Genomic DNA, 22,240 nt, shown 5'->3' with positions numbered 1-22,240 from the left:
CCGTATCTCGATTGGGTTGCGGTACCGCGCGCGCACTGGTCCCGCCTTAGCGCTGAGAGAAATCTGTCCGCACTTCACCGATCCCGAGGATGGTGCCCGCTCATGCGATCTGCCCGACTCTCCGCGACCGCCTTCGGCGCCGCGGCGCTGCTCACCCTCACCGCCTGCGGAGGCGACGGAGACGACGGGGGGAACGGTGGCGCCGCCGGTGGAGGGGACGACGCGACCCGGATCGCCGCGGTCTTCTCCGGCACCACGACCGACGCCGACTACAACTTCCTCGGCCTCGAGGCCCTCGAGGCCGCCGAGGACCAGCACGGCGCCGAGATCACCTACTCGGAGAGCGTGCAGGTGCCCGACGCCGAGCGGGTCATCCGGGAGTACGTGGCCGACGGCAACGACGTCGTCTGGACGCACGGCAGCCAGTTCTACGACGCCACGGTCGCCGTCGCGGCGGAGAACCCCGACGTCGTGTTCATCGCCGAGCAGGACACCGAGCCCGAGGACGTCCCGGAGAACGTCTGGGTGCTGGACCGCAACTTCCACCTGGCTTTCTACCCGCTGGGCGTGCTGGCCGCCGCCGCGTCCGAGTCCGGTCAGATCGCCTACCTGGGCGGTGTCACCCTGCCCTTCTCCTACTCCGAGGTGCACGCCGTGGAGCAGGCGCTGGAGGACTCCGGCTCGGACGCCACCCTGACGCCGGTGTGGACCGGTGACTTCAACGACCCCACCCGGGCGCAGCAGTTCACCAGCCAGCTGCTGGCCGCGGGCAACGACGTCATCCTGACCTCGCTGAACCTCGGCGTCGTCGGCGCCTTCGAGGCGGTCAGCGACGGCCCCGCGGGGGCGCTGATGACCGCCAAGTACACGGACAAGTCGAACCTGGCGCCCGAGCACTACCTGACCTCGGTGCTCTACGACTTCGAGGTCATGCTCGACGAGATCCTGACCTCGATCGAGGACGGCGAGACCGGTGGCTACCTCGGCATGACCTACGACCAGGGCATCTCGCTGCAGACCCCGCAGAACGTCGACCAGGCCGTCATCGACGAGGTGGACGCAGTCGTCGAGCAGCTCGCCAGCGGTGAGATCGAGGTCGAGCGCGACACGACGCCGGTCGAATGAGCGATCCGGCATCCGCCGGTCCGGTCGGGGCTCACGCTCCGGGGGCTTCCGAGGCCTCCGGGCGAGGCCCCGACCAGGACCGGCCGGTCACCATGACCGGCATCAGCAAGTCGTTCGGACCGGTCCGCGCCCTCCTCGACGCCGACTTCGAGCTGGCACCCGGTGAGGTGCACGGGCTGGTCGGGGGCAACGGCGCGGGCAAGACCACGCTGATGAACGTCCTCTACGGCCTGTACCGGCCGGACGCCGGAGAGATCCGGGTCGACGGCCGCACGGTGCAGATCCGCTCGCCGCGGGACGCCATCGGGCTCGGGATCGGCATGGTGCACCAGCACCTGCTGCAGGTGTCGAGCTACTCCGTGGTGGAGAACGTGGTCCTCGGAACGAGCGGAGGCTCCGGCGGGTTGCGCGCCGCCGCCCGTCGGGTCTCGGAGCTCTCCGAGCGGTTCGGCCTGGCCGTCGACCCGCGGGAGCGCACCGACCGGCTCTCGGTCGGTGCGCGGCAGCGGGTGGAGATCCTCAAGGTGCTCTACCGCGGTGCCCGCGTGCTGATCCTCGACGAGCCGACGACCAACCTCACGCCGCAGGAGGTGGACGGGCTCTTCGCCTCCCTGCGGGAGATCGTCGCCGAGGGCACGAGCATCGTCTTCATCTCGCACAAGGTCCGCGAGGTGCTGGCCATCTGCGACCGCATCTCGGTGATGCGCGACGGGCAGCGCCTGACGACGGTCCGCCGGGCGGAGACCGACGCCACCGGCCTGGCCTCGCTCATGGTCGGCGAGCTCGCCGAGCCGTCCTCCGACCTGGCCGCCGCCCTCGGTCTCGGTTCGGTCGGCCAGGTGGCGCCCGCCGAGCAGCGGAGCGGGCACGCACCGGATTCCGGCGCCCCCCTGCTGGCCGTCTCGGGACTCGTCGCGCGCAACGACCAGGGGGTTCCCGCGCTGCACGGCGTCGACCTGACCGTCGGCGCGGGGGAGGTGCTGGGTGTGGCGGGCGTGGCCGGCAACGGGCAGGTGGAGCTGGCCGAGGTCCTGGCCGGCGTGCGTCCGGTGCACGACGGCGACGTGCGCGTCGACGACGCGGACCTGGCCGGCCGGCCGACCCGGCGGTGGCTGGACGCGGGGGTGGCCTACGTCCCGGAGGACCGGCACCGCGACGGCATCCTCGGCGCCGCCTCGGTCACCGACAACCTGCTGCTGGGGTCCCAGCGCGACAAGGCCCACCGCCGGGGCGGGCTGATCCAGTGGCGGCGGGTGCGCGAGCACGCCCTGGCCACGATCGAGCGGTACACCATCAAGACGCCCGGGCCGGACGCGCCGGCCGGCAACCTGTCGGGCGGGAACATCCAGCGGCTGATCCTGGCGCGGGCGTTCGACCGCGAGCCGTCGGTGCTGGTGCTGCAGAACCCCACCCGTGGCCTGGACCTGAGATCGGCCCGGTTCGTCTACGAGCGCGTCCACGAGGCGCGCGACCGTGGCTGTGCGGTGGTGCTGATCTCCGAGGACCTCGACGAGCTCAGCCTGCTGGCCGACCGGATGGTGGTCCTCTACTCGGGCCGGATCGTCGGCGAGCGCCGGCGCGGCGACTACGACGCATACGCGCTCGGCCGTCTGATGGCCGGCGTCCAGGAGACCGCATGACCACCCCCGTGCTCACCGAGCCGGACGCCGTCGCGCCCGCCGCACCCAGCCTGACCGCGCGACTGCTGCGGGGGCTGCTGCCCTACGTCCTCGCCCTCGTGGCCGCGTTCCTGGTCTCCGGCGTCGTCATCGCCGCGCTGGGCTACGACGTCGTCGGGGCGTTCCGCACGATCCTCACCACGTCGTTCCGCACCGGCTTCGGCTTCACCGAGACCCTGACCAAGTGGGTGCCGCTCACCCTGCTGGCCCTGGGCTTCACGATCCCGCTGGCCGTCAACCGGTTCAACATCGGCGGCGAGGGCCAGCTCCTGGTCGGTGCGACCGCGGCGGCCGGGGTCGGGATCGTCTACGCCGAGCTGCCGATGGTCGCCCTGATGCCCCTGCTGATCCTCGCCGGCGTGCTCGCCGGCGTGGTGTGGGCCGGCATCGCCGCGTTCCTCATGGGCCGGTTCGGGGTGAACGAGATCCTCAGCACGGTGCTGCTGAACTTCGTGTCCTTCCAGGTCCTCGACTACGCGGCCACGGAGATCTGGTCCGACCCGGCCGCCGGGGTGGCCGCGACCCAGCGGGTGGGGGAGGGGGCGGTGCTGCCCGACATCGGCGGGCCGCCCGGCGTGCACGCGGGCATCCTCCTCGCCGGGCTCGTCGCCCTCGCGACGATCCTGGTCACCCGCGGCACCGCCGCCGGCTTCGAGCTGCGCGCGTCCGGCACGAACCCGCGGGCCGCCGGCATCAACGGCATCCGGGTCGAGAAGGTCGCGGTCGTCGCGCTGATCGTCGGTGGCGCGCTCGGCGGTCTGGCCGGGGCACTGGAGGTCGCCGGCGTCCACGGCCGGGCGCTGGAGGGCATGCAGTCCAACTTCCTGCTGCTCGGCATCATCATCGGGCTGATCGCCCGCGGCAGCGCCCTCTGGGTGCCCGTGGTCGCCTTCGGCATCGCGATCCTCGAGGTCGGCGCCAGCTCGATGCAGCGCACCGTGGGCGTGCCGGCCGAGATGGTCCTGATCATCGAGGCGCTGATCCTGATCTTCCTGCTGCTCTCCGACGTGATCGCAGCCCGGCTGGCGAGGAGAGCCGCATGACCGAGTTCACGTCCCTGGCCCAGCTCACCGTGGTCGCCATGGTCCCGTTCCTGCTCGCCTCCCTGGGCACGATGCTGGGCGGGCTGACCGGTGTCTTCAGCGTGTCGCAGGAGGGCGTCATGCTCCTGGGCGCGTCGGTGGGCTTCCTGATCAGCTTCGCCACCGACAGCAGCACCCTGGGCATCCTGCTCGCCGCCGGTGTGGGGGCCGTCTTCGGATTCGCGCTGGGGTGGGCGACGACGGTCCTCCGGCTGGACCAGTTCGTCGTCGGCCTCGCGCTGTTCTTCGCCGCGACCGGGCTGGCCGGGCTGCTCTACCGGGTGGTCATCGGGCAGACCGCGACGACGCCGCGCACCGACACCCTGCCCCGGCTGGAGATCCCGCTGCTCAGCGAGATCCCCGTGCTCGGCAGGGTGTTCTTCTCGCACAACGCGCTGGTGTACTTCGCCGGGCTGCTCGCCGTGGGGCTGTACTTCTTCCTCTACCGCACGCGGGCGGGGCTGGACCTGCGCTCGGTGGGCGAGAACCCGCGTGCCGCGGACAGCCTGGGCATCGCCGTCGTCCGCACCCGGCTCTGGACGACGACGGCCGGCGGCGCGCTGATGGGGATGGCCGGGGCCTTCCTGCCGCTGGTGTACACCGGCACCTTCACCGAGGGCATCGTGGGCGGCCGCGGGTGGCTGGCCATCGCGCTCACCTTCTTCGGCGGCTGGCGCCCGCAGTTCATCGTGGCGGGCGCGCTCTTCTTCGCCGCGATGGACGTGATCGCGCTCCGGACGGAGATCGCCGGGACCGACATCCCGGGCCAGGTCCTGCTCGTCATCCCCTACGTGGCGACGCTGATCGTGATGATCTTCGCCTTCCGGTGGGCCCGCGTGCCGCAGTTCCTGGGGCGCAACTACGACCGGGAGAGCCGCACGGGGTGAGGACGACGAGGATCTAGCTAGCCCATCGTCTTCTGCCCGTCGAGGGTCTCGCGCAGGATGTCGGCGTGCCCGGCGTGCTGGGCGGTCTCGGCCACGATGTGCAGGAACACCCGCCGGGCCGACCGGACGGCGCCGGGCGGGAACCACGGTGCCTCCGGCAACGGGTGGGTGGCATCGAGATCGGGGATCGTGCGCACCAGCTCGTCGGTGCGTGCCGCGATCTGCACGTACTCGGCGAGGACGCCCGCGAGTGTCTCCTCGGGCCGCAGGACGAACTCGTCGGCCCAGGTCTGGAAGCCCACGTCGTCGGTGGGCGTGGCCATCGCGTCCGGCCCCTCCAGGACGAACCGCACCCACCCCGCCTCCTGGTGCGCCACGTGCTTGACCAGCCCGCCGAGGGTCAGCTCGCTAGCGGTGGGCCGCTGCCGGGCCTGCTCGTCGGTCAGCCCCTGCACGGTGAACCGCAGGAAGTGCCGGTGCGCCGCCAGGCTCTCGAGCAGGTCGGCCCGCTCGGCGGTGAGGGTGGTCGCGTCGGTCATCGGATCCGCCTTCCGTCGTCTCGATCCGTCGAGGACGACGCTAGAGGCGATCAGTGCCAGACCCTGACCGCAATCGGGGAGAATCTGGCGGCATGGCCGATTCCACCGCCCGAGCGCTGCGCCTGCTCTCGCTGCTGCAGAACCGCCGGTACTGGGGCGGCGCCGACCTCGCCGACCGGCTCGGCGTCTCGGTGCGCACCCTGCGCCGCGACATCGACCGGCTGCGCGACCTCGGCTACCCGGTGCAGGCCCGCCCGGGTGTGGACGGGGGGTACGAGCTGGCACCGGGGGCCGTGCTGCCCCCGCTGGTGCTCGACGACGACGAGGCCGTCGCGCTGACGGTCGGCCTGCAGGCGGCCGCGCAGTCGCCGGTCACCGGGACGGCGGAGGCGTCCCTGCGGGCCCTGGCCAAGATCGTCCAGGTGCTCCCGGCGCGGCTGCGGCGGCGGGCGGACGCCCTGCGCGCGGTGACCGTGCCGGCGGTCTGGTCGCCGAGCCGCGCCGAGATCGATCCGCAGGCCCTCACCGTCGTCGCCCAGGCGTGCCGCGACACCGAACGGCTGCGCTTCGGCTACACGACCGCGTCGGGGGAGACCGCGGATCGGTTCGTCGAGCCCTTCCGCCTGGTCGCGCTCGGCCGGCGCTGGTACCTCGTGGCCTTCGACGTCGACCGCGGGGACTGGCGGACCTTCCGCCTCGATCGGCTCGGCGACCCCGCGGTGACCGGGGTGCGGTTCGCGCCGCGGGCCCTGCCCGGCGGCGACGCCGGGGAGTTCGTCCGGTCCCGCCTCACCTCCCGGCGCGCCACGGTCCCCGTGGAGGTGGAGGTGCGGGCCCCGGCGGACGAGGTCCGGGCGCGGATCGGGCAGTGGGCCGGCGTCGAGCCCACCGGCGCCGAGAGCTGCCGCGTGAGCATGGCGGCCGACGACCTGGGCTGGCCGGCGCTCGCCCTCGGGATGGTCGGTGCGGAGTTCACCGTGCTCGGCCCGCCGGAGCTGGCCGAGTTGGTGGGCGACTGGGGTCGGCGGTTCACCCGGGCGGCCGGCGCGCCGACCGCACCCGGCGGCGGGCCCGCCGGGACATGAGGCGGTAGCCGGCCAGCAGTGCCGCGTTCCCGAGCAGCAACCACAGCCCGAGCAGCACCGCGGTGGCCAGGGCCGTCGGGCCGTAGCGCTCGGTGAAGTCGGCGAACTCGAGGTAGACCAGGTAGCCGCCCGTGGTCAGGGCGACCAGGCCGACCGCGGTGGCCGCGCCCAGGGCGACGTCGTGCCACCGCGTCTCCCAGAGCTCGAACAGCCCGTAGATGAGGGCGATGACCAGCCCGACGACCAGCAGCGTCCCGAGCCCCAGTGCCACCTGCAGCCAGACGCCGCCACCGAGCAGCCGCGGTACGACGTAGACGGTGGCCAGCCCGGAGAAGACGGCGAAGGGCAGCGCGGCGATGATCCCCAGCGCGAGCACCCGGCCCTTCCACCCCCGGATGCGCCGCTCGGCCTCCGGTGCGATGTCGTTGAACGCGCGCGCCAGGGCGGCCCCGTAGGTCGTGGCCGGCCAGACGGCGGCCACCGCGGCGAGCGGGCCGGTCTGCCCCGCGACGTCGATCAGCGCCCGGAGCACGTCGGCGACCGGCAGCTCGTCGGGCGCCTGGTCGGTCACCCGGCTGCCGAGGTCCTGGAGGCTGGACCCGTCGACGAACCAGCCGGCGATCCAGAAGCCCAGCAGCACCATCGGGGGCAGCGAGATCATGGCGTAGAACGCGAGGCTGGAGCTGGTCGTCACGAACTCCGGGCTGCGCAGCCAGCCGACCGACCGGCGCACCGGCTCGGGCACCCGGTGGTACCCCTGGGCCAGCCGGCCGCGGACGCGCCGGAGGCGGTCGCGGGTCGTGGCGAGCCGCCCGGCCCCGGGCGGCGTCGTGCCGTCGTCGGGTGCGGTGGTCGCGGCGGTGCGGGTCACGGGCAGGTGGGTCCGTCCTCCTCCGGTGCGGCGATCGGCTGTTCCGGAGGCGTCTCCTGACTGACCGGGGGGCGGTCGGCGCCGACCGTGCGCCCGAACTGCTGGGTGGCCCACACCGATCCGTCGTCGGCGCAGAACACCCCGACGCCGAGCCGGTTCCACCCTGGGTTGAGCACGTTGGCGCGATGACCGGCCGAGCGCATCCAGCCGACGTGGGCCACCCCGGCCGGGACCGGGGCCGAGGCGGTGAAGATGTTCTCGCCGATGCCGGTGAAGCCGGACAGCTCGTCGCGCTCCAGCAGGGACCGGACGTCCTGGTGCTCCAGGCGGCCGGTGCCGGCCATGTCCTCGCTCCACTCGCGCGCCACCCCGGCCAGCGCGTCGTTCCACGCAACCGGCCCTAGCCCGCGGTTCTCGCGCTCGACGTTGACCCGGTCGAACAGCGCCCGCGCCATCCGCTGCCCGGCCGGCACCTCTGCGCCGTCCCCGGGCGGGGACTCGGGCGAGGGGCTGGACGTGGTGCCGGACGCGGTGCCTGCGGGTGACCGGGTGTCGACGGCGACGCAGCCCGCCGGCCCGCCCAGCGTCACGAGCAGGGCCAGCAGCAACGCCGGCACCGTCCGGCGGGAGAGCAGCATGCCTGCGCCTACCCGTTCCGCCGCACCTGCGGAACCTCCGGCCGTTGCCTAGCGTGACCGCATGACCGGGAGCACCGAACGCGTGGCGATCATCACCGGGTCGGAGTCGGGCATCGGGCGGGCGACCGCGGTCGCGCTCGCCGAGCAGGGCTGCGACGTCGGGATCACCTGGTTCCGCGACGAGGCGGCCGGCGAGGCGACCGCCGAGGAGGTGCGCGCCCGCGGCCGGCGTGCGGAGGTGCGCCACCTGGACCTCACCCGCCTGCCGGAGGCCGCCGACGTGGTCGACGAGCTGGCCGACGCCCTCGGTGGCGTCGACGTCCTGGTCGCCGATGCCGGGACCGGTCACCTGACGCCGCTGCTGGAGCTGGACTTGGACACCTGGCGCGAGGTGCTGGCCACCGATCTGGACGGCGCCTTCCTCTGCCTCCAGCGTGCGGCCCGGCGGATGGTGGCGGCCGGTCGTGGCGGGCGGATCGTGACCATCACCAGCGTGCACGAGCACCAGCCCCGGGTGGGGGCGGCCGCCTACTGCGCCGCGAAGGGCGGCCTCGGTCTGCTCACCCAGGTGGCCGCCCTCGAGCTCGCCGAGCACGGGATCACCGTGAACGCCGTGGCCCCCGGGGAGATCGCCACCCCGATGACGGGTCAGGAGGACGAGGACCCACGGTCCCCCGGCCACGAGCGGCCGGGGGTCCCGCTGGGCCGACCCGGGGACGCCCGGGAGGTGGCGGCCGTCGTCGCCTTCCTTGCCTCGCCCGCGGCCGGGTACGTGACCGGCGCGTCCTGGGCGGTGGACGGCGGCATGCTCCGGATGGGGCCGATGGCCGGCTCGCACCTGACCGAGGACGACTGGCGGCGCCCCTGAGGGTCAGCCGGCGGTGCGACCGCTGCGCTTGCGCAGGTAGAGGTCGGCGTCCGCGCGGGCGAGCACGGCGGCAAGCGTGTCCCCGGGCTGTGCGCTGGCGACCCCGACCGTCCAGGCGAAGGCGTGGGTCGCGTCCAGCTGCGCGAGGATCCCGCGTGCGCCGTCCCCGTCGGTGGCCGGCAGGCACAGCACGAACTCGTCACCGCCGTAGCGGCCCAGCAGGTCGGCCTGCCGCAGCCGCGCCGACCACCCGGCCGTCAGGTCCCGCAGGAGGGCGTCGCCCGCGCCGTGCCCCTCGCGGTCGTTGACCTCCTTGAAGTCGTCGAGATCGAGGATCGCGAAGCTCAGCGGCTCACCCGTGCGCGCCGCGCGGGCCAGGTGCCGGGCGGCCTCGTCCTCCCAGGCCCGCCGGTTGGCCACGCCGGTGAGCGGATCGGTGGTCGCGGCGGTGCGCAGGCCGTGGGCGAGGCGGCCCTGGGCCTCGGTGAGGACGACGACGCCCACGATGAGCGCAGCCCACGGGACGGCGAACCCGTCGGGCCGGGCGGCGACCGCGCCGAACGTGGTCAGGAGGGCCAGGACGGTGGCGTGCGCCCGGGCGGCCGGCAGGGAGAAGACGTGCGCGGCGTACAGGCCGACGGCGATGACGGCCGGGCCCAGCCCGACGATCCCCACGGCGGTCACCGACTGCCAGGCGAGGAGCGCGATCAGCACGCTGACCAGGGCGACGGCGGCGTGCAGCCATCCCTCCCGCACCCGGGCGCGGAGCAACCAGATGGCGCAGCCGCCGCCGAGCCCGATGGCGGCCAGGACCGAGGTCAGCGCCACGGGGGTGTCCCGGTGCATCGGCCAGAGCACCGAGGTCAGACACAGGCCTCCGCTGACGGCGTAGAGCACCGCCAGCAGGAGGGCGGGCGTCCGCCGGTCGGCAGTCATGGCCTCCATCCTGCCTGGTCGGCCGCCGATCACCCCATCGGTCGCCCCCGATGGAGTGGTGTGCCGCGGTCACCCACCGGTGAGCTCCGACGGCACGGTGAGGACGTCGACCATCGCGCCGTTGCGGTGCACCGTCATGGGCAGCGGGTGGCCGATCGCCTCGCCGAACAGGAGGCGCTGCAGGCTCTGCGCGTCGGCGACGGGGCGGCGGCCGGCCTCGAGGACGAGGTCGCCGGGCTTCAGGCCGGCCCGGTCGGCGGGTGCACCCGCGACGACGTCGACGATCCGCAGCCCGCGGCGCCGTCCGGTGCGCTCGGCGAGCGGTGCCGGCAGCGGTGCCGGCGTGCTCACCAGCCCGAGGTAGGCCCGGCGCACCCGCCCGTCGGCGATCAGCGCGTCGACGATCCGGCGGCTGGTGTCGTTGACCGGGATGGCCAGCCCGAGCCCCCACCCGGCCACGGCGGTGTTGATGCCGACCACGCGGGACGACGAGTCGGCCAGCGCGCCGCCGCTGTTGCCCGGGTTCAGCGCGGCGTCGGTCTGGATCACGTCCTCGACCACCCGCGCCGTCCGGCCGTCGCGGGTGGGCAGCGACCGGCCCAGCCCGCTCACCACCCCCGCCGTGACGGAGCCGCTCAACCCGAGCGGGTTGCCGACGGCGACGACCAGCTGGCCGACGCGCAGCTCCGTGGCATCCCCGAGCACGGCCGGGGCGGGCGTCGCGCCGCGGGCGCGGACCACCGCCAGGTCGGACAGCGGGTCGGCACCGACGACGACGACCGGGGTGTCGCTCCCGTCGCTGAACACCGCCCGGCCGGAGCGTGCCCCGGCGACCACGTGGGCGTTGGTGAGCAGCAGCCCGTCGGCGCTCACGACGACGGCCGAGCCCGCACCGGTGCGCCCGCCGGGGCCGGTCACCTGCAGGGCGGCCACGTGCGGGGTGAGGTCGGCGGCCACCGCGGTGACGATGCGCGAGTACGCGTCGAGGGCCGGCTCGGTCCCCGGTTCCGGTACCAGGGTCATGGCGCCTCCGGTTGATTACTGGCTTACGCCCCAGTGAACGCCGGTCCGGCGCCCGCCGGCAGCGGTCACGCCGTGGGCGAACACCGAGCCGCCGGCGGCATGCGGCGAGGGCAGGCAGGATCTACCGTCGGCTGCACGGCTGGGCGCCAGCCGGCCCCGCGTCCGGGGAGCCCCGGCGGCCCCGAGCCGCCTCGCTGCACAGGAGCGCGCGTGGAGCAGGCCGACGGTGCGGGACCGGCCGTTGCCGAGCCCGTCCCGGCCGGCAGCACGGTCGGCGTCGAGGAGGAGTTCCACCTCGTCGACCCGGGAACGTACCGGCTCACCCGGAGCCCCGCCCTGGCCATGGCCGTGCTGCGCGGGGAGTCGGGCCCGCACCTGCACGCCGAGATCACCACGACCCAGCTGGAGTCGGCGACCGGGATCTGCCGGACGCTGCCCGAGCTGCGCGCCGAGCTGGTCACCACCCGGGCCGAGTCGGCCGGGGCGGCCGCCCGGGCGGGGGTCCGGATCCTGGCCGCCTCCACGCACCCGTTCGACAGCTGGCAGCAGCAGGACATCACGCCGGCGCCGCGCTACGAGGCGATGGTCACCCGCTGGGCAGGCCTGGCGCAGCAGCAGGACATCGTCGGGTGCCACGTGCACGTCGGGGTGCCGGACCTGGCGACCGCGGTGGCGGTGATGGACCGGGCGCGGCCGTACCTGGCGGTGCTGCTGGCGATGACCGGCAGCTCACCGTTCCACGACGGGTTCGACACCGGGCACCAGAGCTACCGGACGATGTGGTGGTCCCGGTGGCCGACGACCGGCCCGCCGGAGTACCTGGGCAGCGCCGAGCGGTTCACCGAGGTGGTGGCCGGGATGGTCGCGTCCGGGGTGATCGCCGACGCGTCGCACCTCTACTGGGACCTGCGGCCCTCCTCGCACCTGCCGACGCTGGAGTTCCGGCTGGCCGACGTCTGCACGGAGGTCGACGACGTCGTCCTGCACGCGGCGCTGGCGCGATCGCTGGTGCGCGTGCTGGCGGGTCGGGCAGAGCGGGCCGAGCCCTGCCCGAGGCCGCGGCCCGAGCTGCTGCGGGCGGCACGCTGGCGGGCCGCCCGTTTCGGCCTCGAGGGCGAGCTGTTCGACCCGCTGAGCTGCGCGCTCGTCCCGGCGCGGAACGCCGTCCGTGGGCTGCTGGCCGAGCTGCGCGACGACCTGGCCGCGCACGATGAGTGGGCCGCCGTCCTCGACATGGTGGAACGGCTCTTCGAACGGGGTACGTCGGCGTCGCGGCAGCGGAGGACCTGGCTGCGCACCGGCGACCGGCGCCAGGTCGCGGCCGGGGTCGTCCGCGAGGGCACCGCGCTGGAGAACCGCTGAGCACCGGAGCGGGAGGATTTCCGTGAGCACCCACGACGACGTGCGGACCCTGGCGAGGCCGCTGCGGACCGGGCGGGATCTCGACCCGCTGATCGAGCGGATCGGGGACGCGCGGATCGTCGCCGTGGGGGAGGCGAGCCACGGCACCCACGAGTACTACGCCTGGCGGTCGGCCCTCACCCGGCGGCTGATCGAGGAGCGCGGCTTCGGCCTCGTGGCGGTCGAGGGCGACTGGCCCGACTGCTACCGCGTCAACCGCAGCGTGCGCCTCCGGCCGGACGCGGAGCAGGATCCCCGGGATGCCCTGGACGCCTTCGCGCGGTGGCCGACGTGGATGTGGGCCAACGACGACGTCGTGGACTTCTGCCGGTGGCTGCGCGGCGTCAACGCGACCCGCCCGGAGGAGCGGCGGGTGGGCTTCTACGGCCTCGACGTCTACAGCGTCTGGGACTCGATGCACACCCTCGTCGGGTGGCTGCGGGTGCACGAGCCGCAGCACGTCGACGCCGCCACCCGCGCGCTCTCCTGCTTCGAACCGTTCGGGGAGGACGGTGCCGAGTACGCGTTCGCCAGCCGGTTCGCCCCGGCCTCCTGCGAGCAGGCTGCCGTCGACCTGCTCCGCTCGCTGTGCGCCGGCCGCGGCGCGGCGGAGGCGGCGACCGACCGCGAGGCCCGGTTCGCCGCGGAGCAGAACGCCGCGGTGGTCGTGGACGCCGAGCGCTACTACCGCGCGATGATCCGTGGATCGGCCGAGTCGTGGAACGTCCGGGACGTGCACATGGTCGACACCCTGGACAGGTTGCTGGCGCACGGCGGCGACGACGGTGCCCACCCGGTCAAGGCCGTCCTCTGGGAGCACAACACCCATGTCGGTGATGCCCGGGCCACGGACATGGCCGGCGCCGGGATGACGAACGTCGGTCAGCTGCTGCGCGAGCGGCACGGCACCGACGACGTCGTCCTCGTCGGGCTGGGCGGGTACCGGGGAGGCGTGATCGCCGGCAGCCGCTGGGGCGCCCAGATGGCGCCGATGCCCGTGCCCCCGGCCCGGCCGGGGAGCTTGGAGGCGCTGCTGCACGACGCGGTGGGGCAGGACGCGCTCGTCGTCGTCCCCCGGGGGGAGCAGCCGGACTGGCTGACCCGCCGGCTGGACCACCGGGCCATCGGTGTCGTGTACCGCCCGGAGCGGGAGCGGCGGGGCAACTACGTGCCGACCGTGCTGGGGCGGCGCTACGACGCCTTCCTCCACATCGAGGAGACGACGCCGCTGCACCCCCTGCACCTCGAGCGCGCCGAGGAGCACGTCCCCCTGACGTCCGAGGCGTTCTGACCGGGCCCCCGGGGGGCCTCAGGCCGATTCGCGCCCGGTCACGTCCTCGCCCACCGGGGCGGTCTTCGGACCGCCGGTCTTGGATGCCTCGAACTCCGGCGGCAGGTTCTCCAGCGCCAGGCGGCCGAACACCTGCTGCTGGGTGGCCGTCCGCTGGGACCGGCCGCGACCGAGGAAGCTCACCGTCCAGTGCAGGATCGTGGTGAGCCGGTTCTTGAAGCCCACCAGGTAGAGCAGGTGGATGACGAGCCAGATCACCCAGGCGACGAAGCCGCTGAACTTCAGCTTGCCGATGTCGGCGACCGCGGAGAACCGCGAGATCGTGGCCATCGACCCCTTGTCGAGGTAGTGGAACGGCTTCTGCGGCTCCTTGCCGGCGAGCCGGCGGCGGATCGAGTCGGCGGCGTAGCGGCCGCCCTGGATGGCCACCTGGGCCACCCCGGGGAGCTTGTCCAGCGCCATCATGTCGCCGACGACGTGCACCTCGGGGTGGCCGGGGAGGGTGAGGTCGGGCTGCACCGAGATGCGCCCGGCCCGGTCGACCTCGGCGCCGGACTGCTCGCCGAGGATCCGGCCGAGCGGGCTGGCCTGGACGCCGGCTGCCCAGATCTTCGTGGCGGCGCTGATCCGGCGGACCTCGCCGTCGGCGTCCTTGACCTCGATGCCGTCGGCGTCGACGTCGGTGACCATCGCGCCGAGCTGGACCTCCACGCCGATGTCGTTGAGCTGGCGGCGGGCGCGGTCGCCCAGCTTCTCGCCGAAGGACGGCAGGACGGCGGGGGCCGCGTCGAGGAGCACCACGCGGGCGCCGGTCGGGTCGATCCGGCGGAAGTCCCGCCGCAGCGTGCGACGGGCCAGCTCGGCGATCTGCCCGGCCATCTCCACGCCGGTGGGGCCGGCGCCGACCACGACGAAGGTGAGCAGCCGGTCGACCTCCTCCTGCGTCTCGGCGATCTCCGCCAGCTCGAAGGCGCCGAAGATGCGGCCGCGCAGCTCGAGGGCGTCGTCGACGCTCTTCATGCCGGGCGCGAACTCGGCGAACTGGTCGTTGCCGAAGTAGGACTGGCCCGCGCCCGCGGCGACGATCAGCTCGTCGTAGGGGTGCACGGTGCGGCGGCCCAGGACGGTGGAGGTGACGGTGCGGGCGGCGAGGTCCACGTCGACGACCTCGCCGAGCACGACGCGGGCGTTCTTCTGGCGGGCCAGGACCTCCCGGGTCGCGGGGGCGATCTCGCCCTCCGACAGGATCCCGGTCGCCACCTGGTAGAGCAGCGGCTGGAAGAGGTGGTGGCTGGTCTTCCCGATCAGGGTGACGTCCACGTCGGCCTTCTCCAGGCGTCGGGCGGCGAACAGACCACCGAAGCCCGAGCCGACGATGACGACGCGCGGCCGGCCCGGGCGGGAGTCGCTGGTGGCGGGTACGTGCGCTGGTGAAGTCGTCATGATGATTCATCCTCCCACGTCGGTGGCCGGCAGGCTCGGGATCGGTCCGAGGCCGCTGCGGTCCGGGCCGCACGGGCCCATCCGCCGCCGGGTCGCGGCCGGCGCACCGTCCGGGTAGACCCCAGCAGGTGGCCGAGAACCCCGGGCGGACGTCCGTCCAGTGCATCCTCGTACCCGGTCTCGGCCTGGACGAACGCTCGTTGCGCCGGCTCCGCGCGCGGGTGCCGGCGGGGGTCGTGCTGCTGCCCGGCATGGGAGGGGCCGAGCCGGTGCCGTCGCTGGAGGAGCTGGCCGATCGGCTGCTGGCCGCGCTGGGGGAGGGCCCGGTCGTCCTGGTGGGGCACTCGCAGAGCTGCCAGGTGGTCGTGGCGGCCGCGGCCCGGGACAGGCGGGTGGTGGCCGTGGTGCTCCTCGGCCCGACCACCGATCCGCGGCTGCGTTCCGCGTGGGGGCTGACCCGGCGGTGGCTGCGCACGGCGCTCGCCGAGCCCTGGTGGCTGGTGCCGCTCGTCGTGGCCCAGTGGTGGTCGACCGGCCCGCGGGCGATGGCCGCCCTGTGGCGGGCCGCCGCACCGGACGACGTCCGGCGGCGGCTGTCCGCCGTCGCCGTCCCGGTCACCGTGCTCCGCGGGACGCGCGACCGGCTCTGCCCGCACGACTGGGCGGCCCGCCTCGCCGCGGCCGCGCCGCAGGGCCGGCTCGTCGAGGTCCCCGGCGCCGCGCACATGACGCCGATGACCCACCCCGACGCCGTCGCCGCGGTGCTGCCCGGGCCCGCCGCGAGCCGGTGACGGCCTGGAACGACCCCCGCTGGTGACGTGCTGGAGCGGCCACCCTTCAGGGGCCCGCGCCGAGCCTGCGAGGCGTGGGGGGAAGGGTGGTCCTTCTACTGGCCGTCGGTACGGCCGCGAACCTCCGCGTACCGTTCCCGGACCCCGGTGGCCGGCGCGGCCTCGAAGGCCTGCAGGCCCGGCTGGTCCCAGGCGGGCGGTTCCGCGTCGCCGGACAGCGTCCAGGCCGCCTGGCGGGCCGCCCCGTCGGCGACGTACTCCCCGGGCGGCGGGACCAGGACGGGGCGGCCGAAGATGCCGGGGGCCAGCTGCTGGACGGCGGCGGAGCGCGCGGCCCCGCCGATGAGCAGCACCCGTTCGACGGAGACGCCCTGGGCGACCACCGCCTCGATGCCGTCGGCGAGCCCGCACAGCAGGCCCTCCACCGCGGCGCGGGCGAGGTGCGCGGGGGTGGCGGTGCGCAGGGTCAGGCCGTGGAGGGCACCGGTCGCGTCGGGCAGGTTCGGCGTCCGCTCGCCCTCGAGGTAGGGGACCAGCACCAGGCCGTCGGCGCCGGACGGCGCCGAGAGCGCCAGGTCCGAGAGCGTCGCGTGGTCGACGCCGAGCATCGTCGCGGCGGCGTCGAGCACGCGGGCGGCGTTCAGGGTGGCGACCAGGGGGAGGTGGTTGCCGGTGGCGTCGGCGAAGCCGGCGACCGTTCCGGTGACGTCGGCGACGGCGGTCGTGGTGACGGCGGAGACCACGCCGGAGGTGCCGATCGAGACGATCACGTCACCGGGGCGGGCCGCGAGGCCGAGGGCGGCGGCGGCGTTGTCGCCGGTGCCGGGCCCGAGCAGGGCTCCCGTGCCGGCGAGGACGCCGACCTGCTCGGCCGGGCCGGCGACCCGTGGGACGGCGGGGCGGCGGCCGCGCATGGCCAGTTCCAGGAGGTCGAACCGGTACTCGCCGGTGCGGGCCGACCAGTAGGCGGTGCCGCTCGCGTCTCCGCGGTCGGTGGCCAGCGTGTCCAGCCGCCGGTCCGCGGACAGCCGCCAGGTCAGCCAGTCGTGCGGGAGGCAGACGGCGGCGGTTCGGTCGGCGTTGTCCGGTTCCGCGTCGGCCAGCCAGCGGAGCTTGGTGCCGGTGAACGAGGCCACGGGCACCACCCCGACGGCGTCGGCCCACGCCTGCCGCCCGGCCGCCTCGTCCCCGCCGCCGAGCTCGGTGATCAGGTCGGCCGCCGCGCCGGCGGAGCGCACGTCGTTCCACAGCAGCGCGTCCCGGACGACGGTCCCGTCGGCGTCGAGGCAGACCATCCCGTGCTGCTGGCCGCCCACGGCCAGGGCCGCCACGTCGTCCAGGCCCCCGGCCTCCTCCGCCGCGGCGGTGAACGCCGCCTCCCAGGCGGCCGGGGGCACCGCGGTGCCGTCGGGGTGGGCCGCGCGGCCGGAGCGCACGAGCTCCCCGGTGGTGGCATCGCGGATCACCACCTTGCACGCCTGGGTGGAGGTGTCGACGCCGGCGACGAGGGTGCGGGCCGCGCTCATCGGGGCCCGCCGGGAAGGGTGGTCACGGCCGGGACTGTAACCACGCCCGGCCGCTCCCGGCGGGTCGGGCGAGGTGCGGCGGGGGACGCCCGACCGTGTGACGGCCGGCCGCCGCCAGGCTGTCATCTTGACCACAGCCCCTTGGCCTCAGTAATTTGTTGGCGCGACCGACAAATGGGTGCGACGACGCGCTCGGGAGGGGGTGACGGTCCGTGTTCGAGGATCGCCGCCTCTACGACGGTGCCGCCGGCCGGCAGACGCCCGCCGACCAGGCCACCGTCCGGCGGAGCAACCTGGGCCTGGTGCTCCGGCACCTCCGGGACGCCGGTCCGCGCTCGCGCGCCCGCATCGCCCAGGACACCGGGCTGAACAAGGCGACCGTGTCCAGCCTCGTCGCCGAGCTGGCCGACCGCCGGCTGGTCACCACCGGCGACGTCGACCGCGCCGGCTCGGTCGGGCGCCCGGGGCTGACCGTGCACCTGGACGGCCGCGGCGTCTGCGGCATCGGCGTCGAGCTCAACGTCGACTACATCGCCATCCTCGTGCTGGACCTGCGCGGCGAGGTGCTCGTCGAGCGGCGGGTGCCCCTCGACGTCCACGACCTCGGTGCCGAGGCCACCCTCGACGAGGTGGCCCGGCTGGTCGGCAAGGGCCAGGCCGCGGCGGCCGAGCGGGGCGCCGTGCCCGTCGGGGTCACCGTCGCCGTGCCCGGTCTGGTGCGCAGCGCCGACGGCGTCGCCACCTACGCGCCCAACATCGGCTGGCACGACGTGCCGGTCCTCGACGGCCTGCGCGCCCGCGTCGACTTCGACGGTGCGATCCGGGTGGAGAACGACGCGAACCTGTCGGCCATCGCCGAGTGGGCGATGGGCCCCGAGGCCCGGACGCCCGACCTCGTGTACCTGACCGGTGAGGTCGGCGTCGGCGGCGGCCTGATCGTCGACGGGCGGCTGCTGCGCGGCGCCGGCGGGCTGTCCGGGGAGGTCGGGCACACCGCGCTCGGTGACCCGGAGCTGGTCTGCGGCTGCGGACGCCGCGGCTGCTGGGAGACGGTCGTGGGTCTCACCGCGCTCCTGCGGGCCGCGGCCGACCCCGACGACCCGGTGCACGACCCGAATCGCGACCTCGAGACGAGGCTCGCCGAGATCGCGGCCCGTGCCGACGCCGGTGACCGGCGCACGCTCGACGCCCTCCAGCAGGTCGGCACCGAGCTCGGCAGTGGCGCCGCGGTGCTGATCAACGTGTTCAACCCGCAGGTCGTCCTCCTGGGCGGCTACTTCGCCGTCCTCGGCCGGTTCCTCACCGAACCCATGGCCGCCGAGCTCCGGGCCCGCGTGTTCGGCCCCGACCTCGCGGGGGCACGCATCGTGCTGTCGACGCTCGGCTTCACGGCCGCCGTCCGCGGGGGCGCGCACGTCGCCCTCGAGTCGGTGTTCGACGACCCGACGCTCGTCCCCGCGACCGGCGGGGACGGCGCGAGCCCGGCCATCGGCTCCTGACCTCTCCTGTTACCTGCCCCATCGACCGAGCCCGGACGGAGATCCACCCCATGACCGACTACACCCCGACCAAGGACGACAAGTTCAGCTTCGGCCTCTGGACCGTGGGCTGGCAGGGCGTCGACGTCTTCGGCGGCCCGGTGCGTCCGGCGCTGGACCCGGTCGAGTCCGTGCACCGGCTGGCCGAGCTCGGGGCCGCCGCGATCACCTTCCACGACGACGACCTGGTGCCCGACGACGCCACCCGCGAGGCCACCCTCGAGCGGTTCCGAAAGGCGCTGGCCGAGACCGGCCTGGGCGTCGAGATGGCGACGACCAACCTCTTCGGCGCCCCGGTGTTCAAGGACGGCGGACTGACCGCCAACGACCGCACCGTCCGCCGCTACGCGATCGCCAAGGTGCTGCGCAACATCGACCTGGCCGCCGAGCTGGGCGCGAAGACCTACGTCCTGTGGGGCGGGCGCGAGGGCGCGGAGTCCGGCGGCACCAAGGACGTTCTCGCCGCGCTGGACCGGTACAAGGAGGGGCTGGACATCCTCTGCTCCTACGTCCGCGACAAGGGCTACGACATCCGGTTCGCCCTGGAGCCCAAGCCCAACGAGCCGCGCGGCGACATCCTGCTGCCCACGATCGGGCACGCCCTCGCCTTCATCAACGAGCTCGAGGAGCCCGACCGCGTCGGCCTCAACCCCGAGGTCGGGCACGAGGAGATGGCCGGGCTGAACTTCGCCCAGGGCATCTCGCAGGCGCTGTGGCACGGGAAGCTGTTCCACATCGACCTCAACGGCCAGCACGGCCCCCGCTTCGACCAGGACCTGCGCTTCGGCGCCGGCAACCTGCGGGGCGCCTTCTGGACCGTCGACGCGATGCTGGGTGCCGGCAGCGGCCGGGCCTACGACGGCTACGTCCACTTCGACTACAAGCCGCCGCGCACCGAGGACATCGAGGGCGTGTGGGAGACCGCGCGGGCCTGCATGCGCAACTACCTGATCCTCAAGGAGAAGGCGCAGGCCTTCCGCGCCGACCCGGAGGTCGCCGAGGCGCTCGAGGCCGCACGGGTCGCCGAGCTCGCCGTCCCGACGCTGGGCGCGGGCGAGTCGCTCGACGACCTGCGCGCCGAGTCGTTCGACCCGGAGGCGCTCGGCGCCCGCGGCCTGCAGTTCGAGCGGCTCGACCAGCTCGCCATGGAGCACCTGCTCGGCGTCCGCTGAGCACCCGGGCCGGGGCGGCGGGGCGGGTTCCCGCCCCGCCCGCCCCGGTCAGTGCCGCCGCGGCCGGGTGAGCACGGCCAGCGCGGCGAGGACGACGACGGCCCCGCTCTCCACCCAGAACGACTCCCACCACAGCGCGGCGGCGGTCGACTCGGTGAACCCGAACAGCCCGACGGTCGTGGACAGCAGCAACCCGGCCAGCGTCCCGGCGGCGGTGAGCGCGCCGAGGGCCGCCACCCAGGCCACTCCTGGCCGCGGGGCGACGAGCAGCAGGGCGGCGAGGCCGAAGCTCGCGACGGCGTTCAGCAGGAACGCAGGCCCGATGACGTCGATCGACCGGTAACCGTCGTTCCACAGGCCCAGGTGGATCCACCCCATGGCCGCCAGGAGCGCCGCCCCGGCGATCCGCAGCACCCACGGCGTCGCGGCGGTCGGGCCGCGGTCGACGGTCGTCGGTGACGTGTCGCGCGGCCCGCGGTCAGGTGACACGGATCGTGGTCTCCATGCCCATCGCCCGGTGGTTGGCGATCGAGCAGTAGAGGACGTACTCCCCGGGTTCGAGAGCCACGGTGAGCGTCGTCGAGCCTCCGGGGTCCATCGCCTCGACGGCCGCGACGGTCTCGCCGTCCCGTTCGACGACCAGGTCGTGGGTCGAGCCGCCGTCGTTGACCACCGTGAACTCGTGGGTGCCGGCCGAGAAGCTGTCCTCGTCGAGCTCGACGGCGAAATCGACCAGCGTCGCGGTCACCGACTCCGCCTCCTGCTCCGCGGTCGAGCCCGGCGCCGGCGCGGGGCCGTAGCCGCCCGCCTGATCAGGCACCGCCTCGGCGGTGTCGGCGGCCCCCGACTCCGGCGCTGAGTCGTCCGATCCGCCGCACGCGGTCAGTCCGGCGGCCAGCAGAGCTGCGGCGACGATCCGGGCCACACGGCTGGCCCGGGAGGAACGGGTCCGGTGGGTCACGGCTTCCTCCTCCTCGGAGGGCGGTCGCCGGGCGGGGAGACCGCGCTCGGTGCAGATACTCCAACATTTGAGTACCTGGGGGAAGGTCTTGCGTCGTCGTCAGCCCAGGCCGGTGACCTCGCGGCACCACCCGACGACCGTGGTGAGCACCGCAGGGTCCACCGGCTTCCGGAGCTCCTTCCGGTAGGCGCCCATCGACGGGCGCCCGGGCTGCCGGCGGAGGGTGTGGGTCAGGTCCGGGACGACCGCGGCGGTCACCTCCGCCGGCACCGTCGCCCGGATGGTGGTCAGGTGCGCCGGATCCACCTGGAGGTCCTTCTCACCGGTCAGCGCGAGCACCGGGACGGTCAGGCGGCGGAGGTCCTCGCGCGGGTCGTGGGCCAGGAACTCGCGGTGCCAGCGGGCGTTGATCCGGGCGCCGCCGATCCGGGCGACGTCGGCCGTCGTGGCCCGGATCCTGTCGTGGTTGGCCGCGACCTTCTTCTCGAGGTCGACCCGCAGCAGGCGCAGCAGGGCGCGGACGGGGCGGGGTAGCGTCGGGCCGATGGTCCGCGCCTGCCAGCGCAGCAGCTCGGCGCCGGGCGCGGCGCTCATCGACAGCAGCACCAGGCCCGTCACCGGGACCCCACGGGCGGCGAGGGCCGTCGCCAGGATCGCGCCCTCGCTGTGGCCGGCGAGCAGGATCCGGCTGGCGTCGACCTCGTCCCGGGCGGCCAGCACGTCCCGGGCGCGGCCGAGGTCGTCGACGTTGTCGTGCAGGCCCACCGTTCGCCAGTCGCCGGGGCTCGCGCCGACGCCGCGCTTGTCGTAGCGCAGCGAGGCCAGGCCGCCGGCCGCCAGGGAGCCGGCCAGCTGCCGGGCCACGTCGAAACGTGCCCGGCGGTGGTTGGAGTCGCGGTCGAGCGGGCCCGAGCCGGACGCGATGACCACGGCGGGGGCCGGGAGGCCGTCCTCGGGGAGGGTCAGCGTGCCGGCGAGCGGGGGCTCGCCCGGGATCTGCACCGGCAGTTCGCGCACGTCAGCCCGCCGGGTGCAGGGACGCGGCCAGCGCGGCGGCGTCGTCCGTGCCCAGCAGCAAGGTGTCGTACCGGGCGCCCTCCAGGCGCACCCGGACGGCGGGCTGGCCCCGGCGCACGGAGACGAGCGTCCGCTCGCCGGGCCGCCGCCAGGTGCCGACCTTGCGCACGCCGGGCAGGGCGAGGCCGGGGGCGCGGAGACCCCGCATCGCGGTGAGCGGCTCGGGGACCGGCTCCGCGCTGCGCACGGCGGCACGGGGGATCGCGACGTCGCGGACGAGGCCGGCGATCTTCTCCCGCAGCGGGAAGTGGACGGTCACGGTGGTGGGCGTCAGTTGCACGGTGGCCATGTGCTGATTATTCTCAAC

General features: G+C 74.6%; 22 protein-coding genes. 11 read left to right on the top strand and 11 right to left on the bottom strand.

What is annotated here, in order from left to right; genetic code table 11:
- The first annotated feature begins 102 nt into the window (after positions 1–102).
- The 4 genes from BM142_RS07200 (at position 103) to BM142_RS07185 (ending at position 4,773) form a co-directional block, all read left to right on the top strand.
- Complete coding sequence (locus tag BM142_RS07200) at positions 103–1,125, top strand: BMP family protein (RefSeq protein ID WP_092196095.1); 1,023 nt, start codon at positions 103–105, stop codon at positions 1,123–1,125.
- Between the two features lie 92 nt (positions 1,126–1,217).
- Positions 1,218–2,765 (top strand): ABC transporter ATP-binding protein, encoded by a 1,548-nt coding sequence (locus BM142_RS07195; protein WP_175527147.1) that lies wholly within the window; start codon positions 1,218–1,220, stop codon positions 2,763–2,765.
- Complete coding sequence (locus BM142_RS07190; RefSeq protein ID WP_092196093.1) at positions 2,762–3,847, top strand: ABC transporter permease; 1,086 nt, start codon at positions 2,762–2,764, stop codon at positions 3,845–3,847. Before BM142_RS07195 ends, BM142_RS07190 begins: the two co-directional genes overlap by 4 nt.
- Positions 3,844–4,773 carry an ABC transporter permease gene (locus tag BM142_RS07185; protein WP_092196092.1) on the top strand — a complete coding sequence of 310 codons (930 nt, stop codon included), beginning with the start codon at positions 3,844–3,846 and terminating at the stop codon, positions 4,771–4,773. Before BM142_RS07190 ends, BM142_RS07185 begins: the two co-directional genes overlap by 4 nt.
- Before the next feature lie 17 nt (positions 4,774–4,790).
- Here the strand turns inward: BM142_RS07185 and BM142_RS07180 are convergent, their stop codons facing one another.
- Positions 4,791–5,312, bottom strand: coding sequence for a DinB family protein (locus tag BM142_RS07180; RefSeq protein ID WP_092196091.1), 522 nt, complete (start codon positions 5,310–5,312; stop codon positions 4,791–4,793).
- A 92-nt stretch (positions 5,313–5,404) separates the two neighbouring features.
- On the opposite strand from BM142_RS07180, the gene BM142_RS07175 reads away from it, so the two are divergent.
- Positions 5,405–6,397 carry a helix-turn-helix transcriptional regulator gene (locus BM142_RS07175; RefSeq protein WP_092196090.1) on the top strand — a complete coding sequence of 331 codons (993 nt, stop codon included), beginning with the start codon at positions 5,405–5,407 and terminating at the stop codon, positions 6,395–6,397.
- Here the strand turns inward: BM142_RS07175 and BM142_RS07170 are convergent.
- Positions 6,342–7,268: a YihY/virulence factor BrkB family protein gene (locus tag BM142_RS07170; protein ID WP_092196089.1), complete on the bottom strand. Its 927-nt coding sequence runs from the start codon at positions 7,266–7,268 to the stop codon at positions 6,342–6,344. The two genes, BM142_RS07175 and BM142_RS07170, sit on opposite strands and share 56 nt — an antisense overlap.
- Positions 7,265–7,906, bottom strand: a complete 642-nt coding sequence (locus BM142_RS07165; protein ID WP_092196088.1) for a CAP domain-containing protein — start codon at positions 7,904–7,906, stop codon at positions 7,265–7,267. Before BM142_RS07165 ends, BM142_RS07170 begins: the two co-directional genes overlap by 4 nt.
- A gap of 61 nt (positions 7,907–7,967) precedes the next feature.
- Here BM142_RS07165 and BM142_RS07160 point away from each other — a divergent pair, with 61 nt between their 5' ends.
- A complete protein-coding gene (locus tag BM142_RS07160; protein WP_092196087.1) occupies positions 7,968–8,774 on the top strand; it encodes an SDR family oxidoreductase in 807 nt (268 codons plus the stop codon).
- Positions 8,775–8,777: 3 nt separating this feature from the next.
- Here the strand turns inward: BM142_RS07160 and BM142_RS07155 are convergent, their stop codons facing one another.
- Complete coding sequence (locus tag BM142_RS07155; RefSeq protein ID WP_175527146.1) at positions 8,778–9,710, bottom strand: GGDEF domain-containing protein; 933 nt, start codon at positions 9,708–9,710, stop codon at positions 8,778–8,780.
- A gap of 69 nt (positions 9,711–9,779) precedes the next feature.
- Positions 9,780–10,733, bottom strand: coding sequence for a S1C family serine protease (locus tag BM142_RS07150; RefSeq protein WP_092196085.1), 954 nt, complete (start codon positions 10,731–10,733; stop codon positions 9,780–9,782).
- A 210-nt stretch (positions 10,734–10,943) separates the two neighbouring features.
- Here BM142_RS07150 and BM142_RS07145 point away from each other — a divergent pair, with 210 nt between their 5' ends.
- Positions 10,944–12,095: a carboxylate-amine ligase gene (locus BM142_RS07145; protein ID WP_175527145.1), complete on the top strand. Its 1,152-nt coding sequence runs from the start codon at positions 10,944–10,946 to the stop codon at positions 12,093–12,095.
- Between the two features lie 22 nt (positions 12,096–12,117).
- Entirely contained in the window at positions 12,118–13,425 is a 1,308-nt protein-coding gene (locus tag BM142_RS07140; RefSeq protein ID WP_175527144.1) for an erythromycin esterase family protein, read from the top strand.
- Between the two features lie 18 nt (positions 13,426–13,443).
- Here BM142_RS07140 and BM142_RS07135 read toward each other — a convergent pair whose 3' ends face one another.
- Positions 13,444–14,868 (bottom strand): NAD(P)/FAD-dependent oxidoreductase, encoded by a 1,425-nt coding sequence (locus BM142_RS07135; RefSeq protein WP_092196083.1) that lies wholly within the window; start codon positions 14,866–14,868, stop codon positions 13,444–13,446.
- 128 nt (positions 14,869–14,996) lie between these two features.
- On the opposite strand from BM142_RS07135, the gene BM142_RS07130 reads away from it, so the two are divergent.
- Positions 14,997–15,659 (top strand): alpha/beta fold hydrolase, encoded by a 663-nt coding sequence (locus BM142_RS07130; protein ID WP_175527143.1) that lies wholly within the window; start codon positions 14,997–14,999, stop codon positions 15,657–15,659.
- Between the two features lie 95 nt (positions 15,660–15,754).
- On the opposite strand, the gene BM142_RS07125 is transcribed toward BM142_RS07130, so the two are convergent.
- The gene (locus tag BM142_RS07125) at positions 15,755–17,185 is read right to left on the bottom strand and encodes an FGGY-family carbohydrate kinase (protein ID WP_092196081.1); all 1,431 of its coding nucleotides are present in this window, start codon (positions 17,183–17,185) and stop codon (positions 15,755–15,757) included.
- Positions 17,186–17,397: 212 nt separating this feature from the next.
- Between BM142_RS07125 and BM142_RS07120 the strand changes: the two genes are divergently transcribed.
- Together BM142_RS07120 and xylA are read left to right on the top strand one after the other, a co-directional pair.
- Entirely contained in the window at positions 17,398–18,684 is a 1,287-nt protein-coding gene (locus BM142_RS07120) for an ROK family transcriptional regulator (protein ID WP_092196080.1), read from the top strand.
- Positions 18,685–18,734: 50 nt separating this feature from the next.
- A complete protein-coding gene (gene xylA / locus BM142_RS07115; protein ID WP_092196079.1) occupies positions 18,735–19,895 on the top strand; it encodes a xylose isomerase in 1,161 nt (386 codons plus the stop codon).
- A 48-nt stretch (positions 19,896–19,943) separates the two neighbouring features.
- On the opposite strand, the gene BM142_RS07110 is transcribed toward xylA, so the two are convergent.
- The 4 genes from BM142_RS07110 to BM142_RS07095 form a co-directional block, all read right to left on the bottom strand.
- Complete coding sequence (locus tag BM142_RS07110; RefSeq protein ID WP_092196078.1) at positions 19,944–20,384, bottom strand: hypothetical protein; 441 nt, start codon at positions 20,382–20,384, stop codon at positions 19,944–19,946.
- On the bottom strand, positions 20,374–20,856 hold the full coding sequence (locus tag BM142_RS07105; RefSeq protein ID WP_092196077.1) for a cupredoxin domain-containing protein: 483 nt from the start codon (positions 20,854–20,856) through the stop codon (positions 20,374–20,376). Before BM142_RS07105 ends, BM142_RS07110 begins: the two co-directional genes overlap by 11 nt.
- Before the next feature lie 99 nt (positions 20,857–20,955).
- Entirely contained in the window at positions 20,956–21,873 is a 918-nt protein-coding gene (locus tag BM142_RS07100; protein WP_092196076.1) for an alpha/beta hydrolase family protein, read from the bottom strand.
- Position 21,874: 1 nt separating this feature from the next.
- Positions 21,875–22,222 (bottom strand): hypothetical protein, encoded by a 348-nt coding sequence (locus BM142_RS07095; RefSeq protein ID WP_092196075.1) that lies wholly within the window; start codon positions 22,220–22,222, stop codon positions 21,875–21,877.
- Between the last annotated feature and the right edge of the window lie 18 nt (positions 22,223–22,240).

Origin of the sequence: Blastococcus tunisiensis (assembly GCF_900112815.1) — a bacterium.
Taxonomy (GTDB): domain Bacteria; phylum Actinomycetota; class Actinomycetes; order Mycobacteriales; family Geodermatophilaceae; genus Blastococcus_B; species Blastococcus_B tunisiensis.
Note: the sequence above shows the minus strand (reverse complement) of the source record. Positions and strands in the feature narration are given on the sequence as shown.

What these genes read in the sequence shown, in the direction of transcription:
- BM142_RS07155 (WP_175527146.1), bottom strand. Translation starts at nt 9,710, where the DNA reads ATGACTGCCGACCGGCGGACGCCCGCCCTCCTGCTGGCGGTGCTCTAC.
- BM142_RS07175 (WP_092196090.1), top strand. Translation starts at nt 5,405, where the DNA reads ATGGCCGATTCCACCGCCCGAGCGCTGCGCCTGCTCTCGCTGCTGCAG.
- BM142_RS07095 (WP_092196075.1), bottom strand. Translation starts at nt 22,222, where the DNA reads ATGGCCACCGTGCAACTGACGCCCACCACCGTGACCGTCCACTTCCCG.
- BM142_RS07185 (WP_092196092.1), top strand. Translation starts at nt 3,844, where the DNA reads ATGACCGAGTTCACGTCCCTGGCCCAGCTCACCGTGGTCGCCATGGTC.
- BM142_RS07200 (WP_092196095.1), top strand. Translation starts at nt 103, where the DNA reads ATGCGATCTGCCCGACTCTCCGCGACCGCCTTCGGCGCCGCGGCGCTG.
- BM142_RS07180 (WP_092196091.1), bottom strand. Translation starts at nt 5,312, where the DNA reads ATGACCGACGCGACCACCCTCACCGCCGAGCGGGCCGACCTGCTCGAG.
- xylA (WP_092196079.1), top strand. Translation starts at nt 18,735, where the DNA reads ATGACCGACTACACCCCGACCAAGGACGACAAGTTCAGCTTCGGCCTC.
- BM142_RS07195 (WP_175527147.1), top strand. Translation starts at nt 1,218, where the DNA reads ATGACCGGCATCAGCAAGTCGTTCGGACCGGTCCGCGCCCTCCTCGAC.
- BM142_RS07125 (WP_092196081.1), bottom strand. Translation starts at nt 17,185, where the DNA reads ATGAGCGCGGCCCGCACCCTCGTCGCCGGCGTCGACACCTCCACCCAG.
- BM142_RS07135 (WP_092196083.1), bottom strand. Translation starts at nt 14,868, where the DNA reads ATGACGACTTCACCAGCGCACGTACCCGCCACCAGCGACTCCCGCCCG.
- BM142_RS07150 (WP_092196085.1), bottom strand. Translation starts at nt 10,733, where the DNA reads ATGACCCTGGTACCGGAACCGGGGACCGAGCCGGCCCTCGACGCGTAC.
- BM142_RS07190 (WP_092196093.1), top strand. Translation starts at nt 2,762, where the DNA reads ATGACCACCCCCGTGCTCACCGAGCCGGACGCCGTCGCGCCCGCCGCA.
- BM142_RS07160 (WP_092196087.1), top strand. Translation starts at nt 7,968, where the DNA reads ATGACCGGGAGCACCGAACGCGTGGCGATCATCACCGGGTCGGAGTCG.
- BM142_RS07165 (WP_092196088.1), bottom strand. Translation starts at nt 7,906, where the DNA reads ATGCTGCTCTCCCGCCGGACGGTGCCGGCGTTGCTGCTGGCCCTGCTC.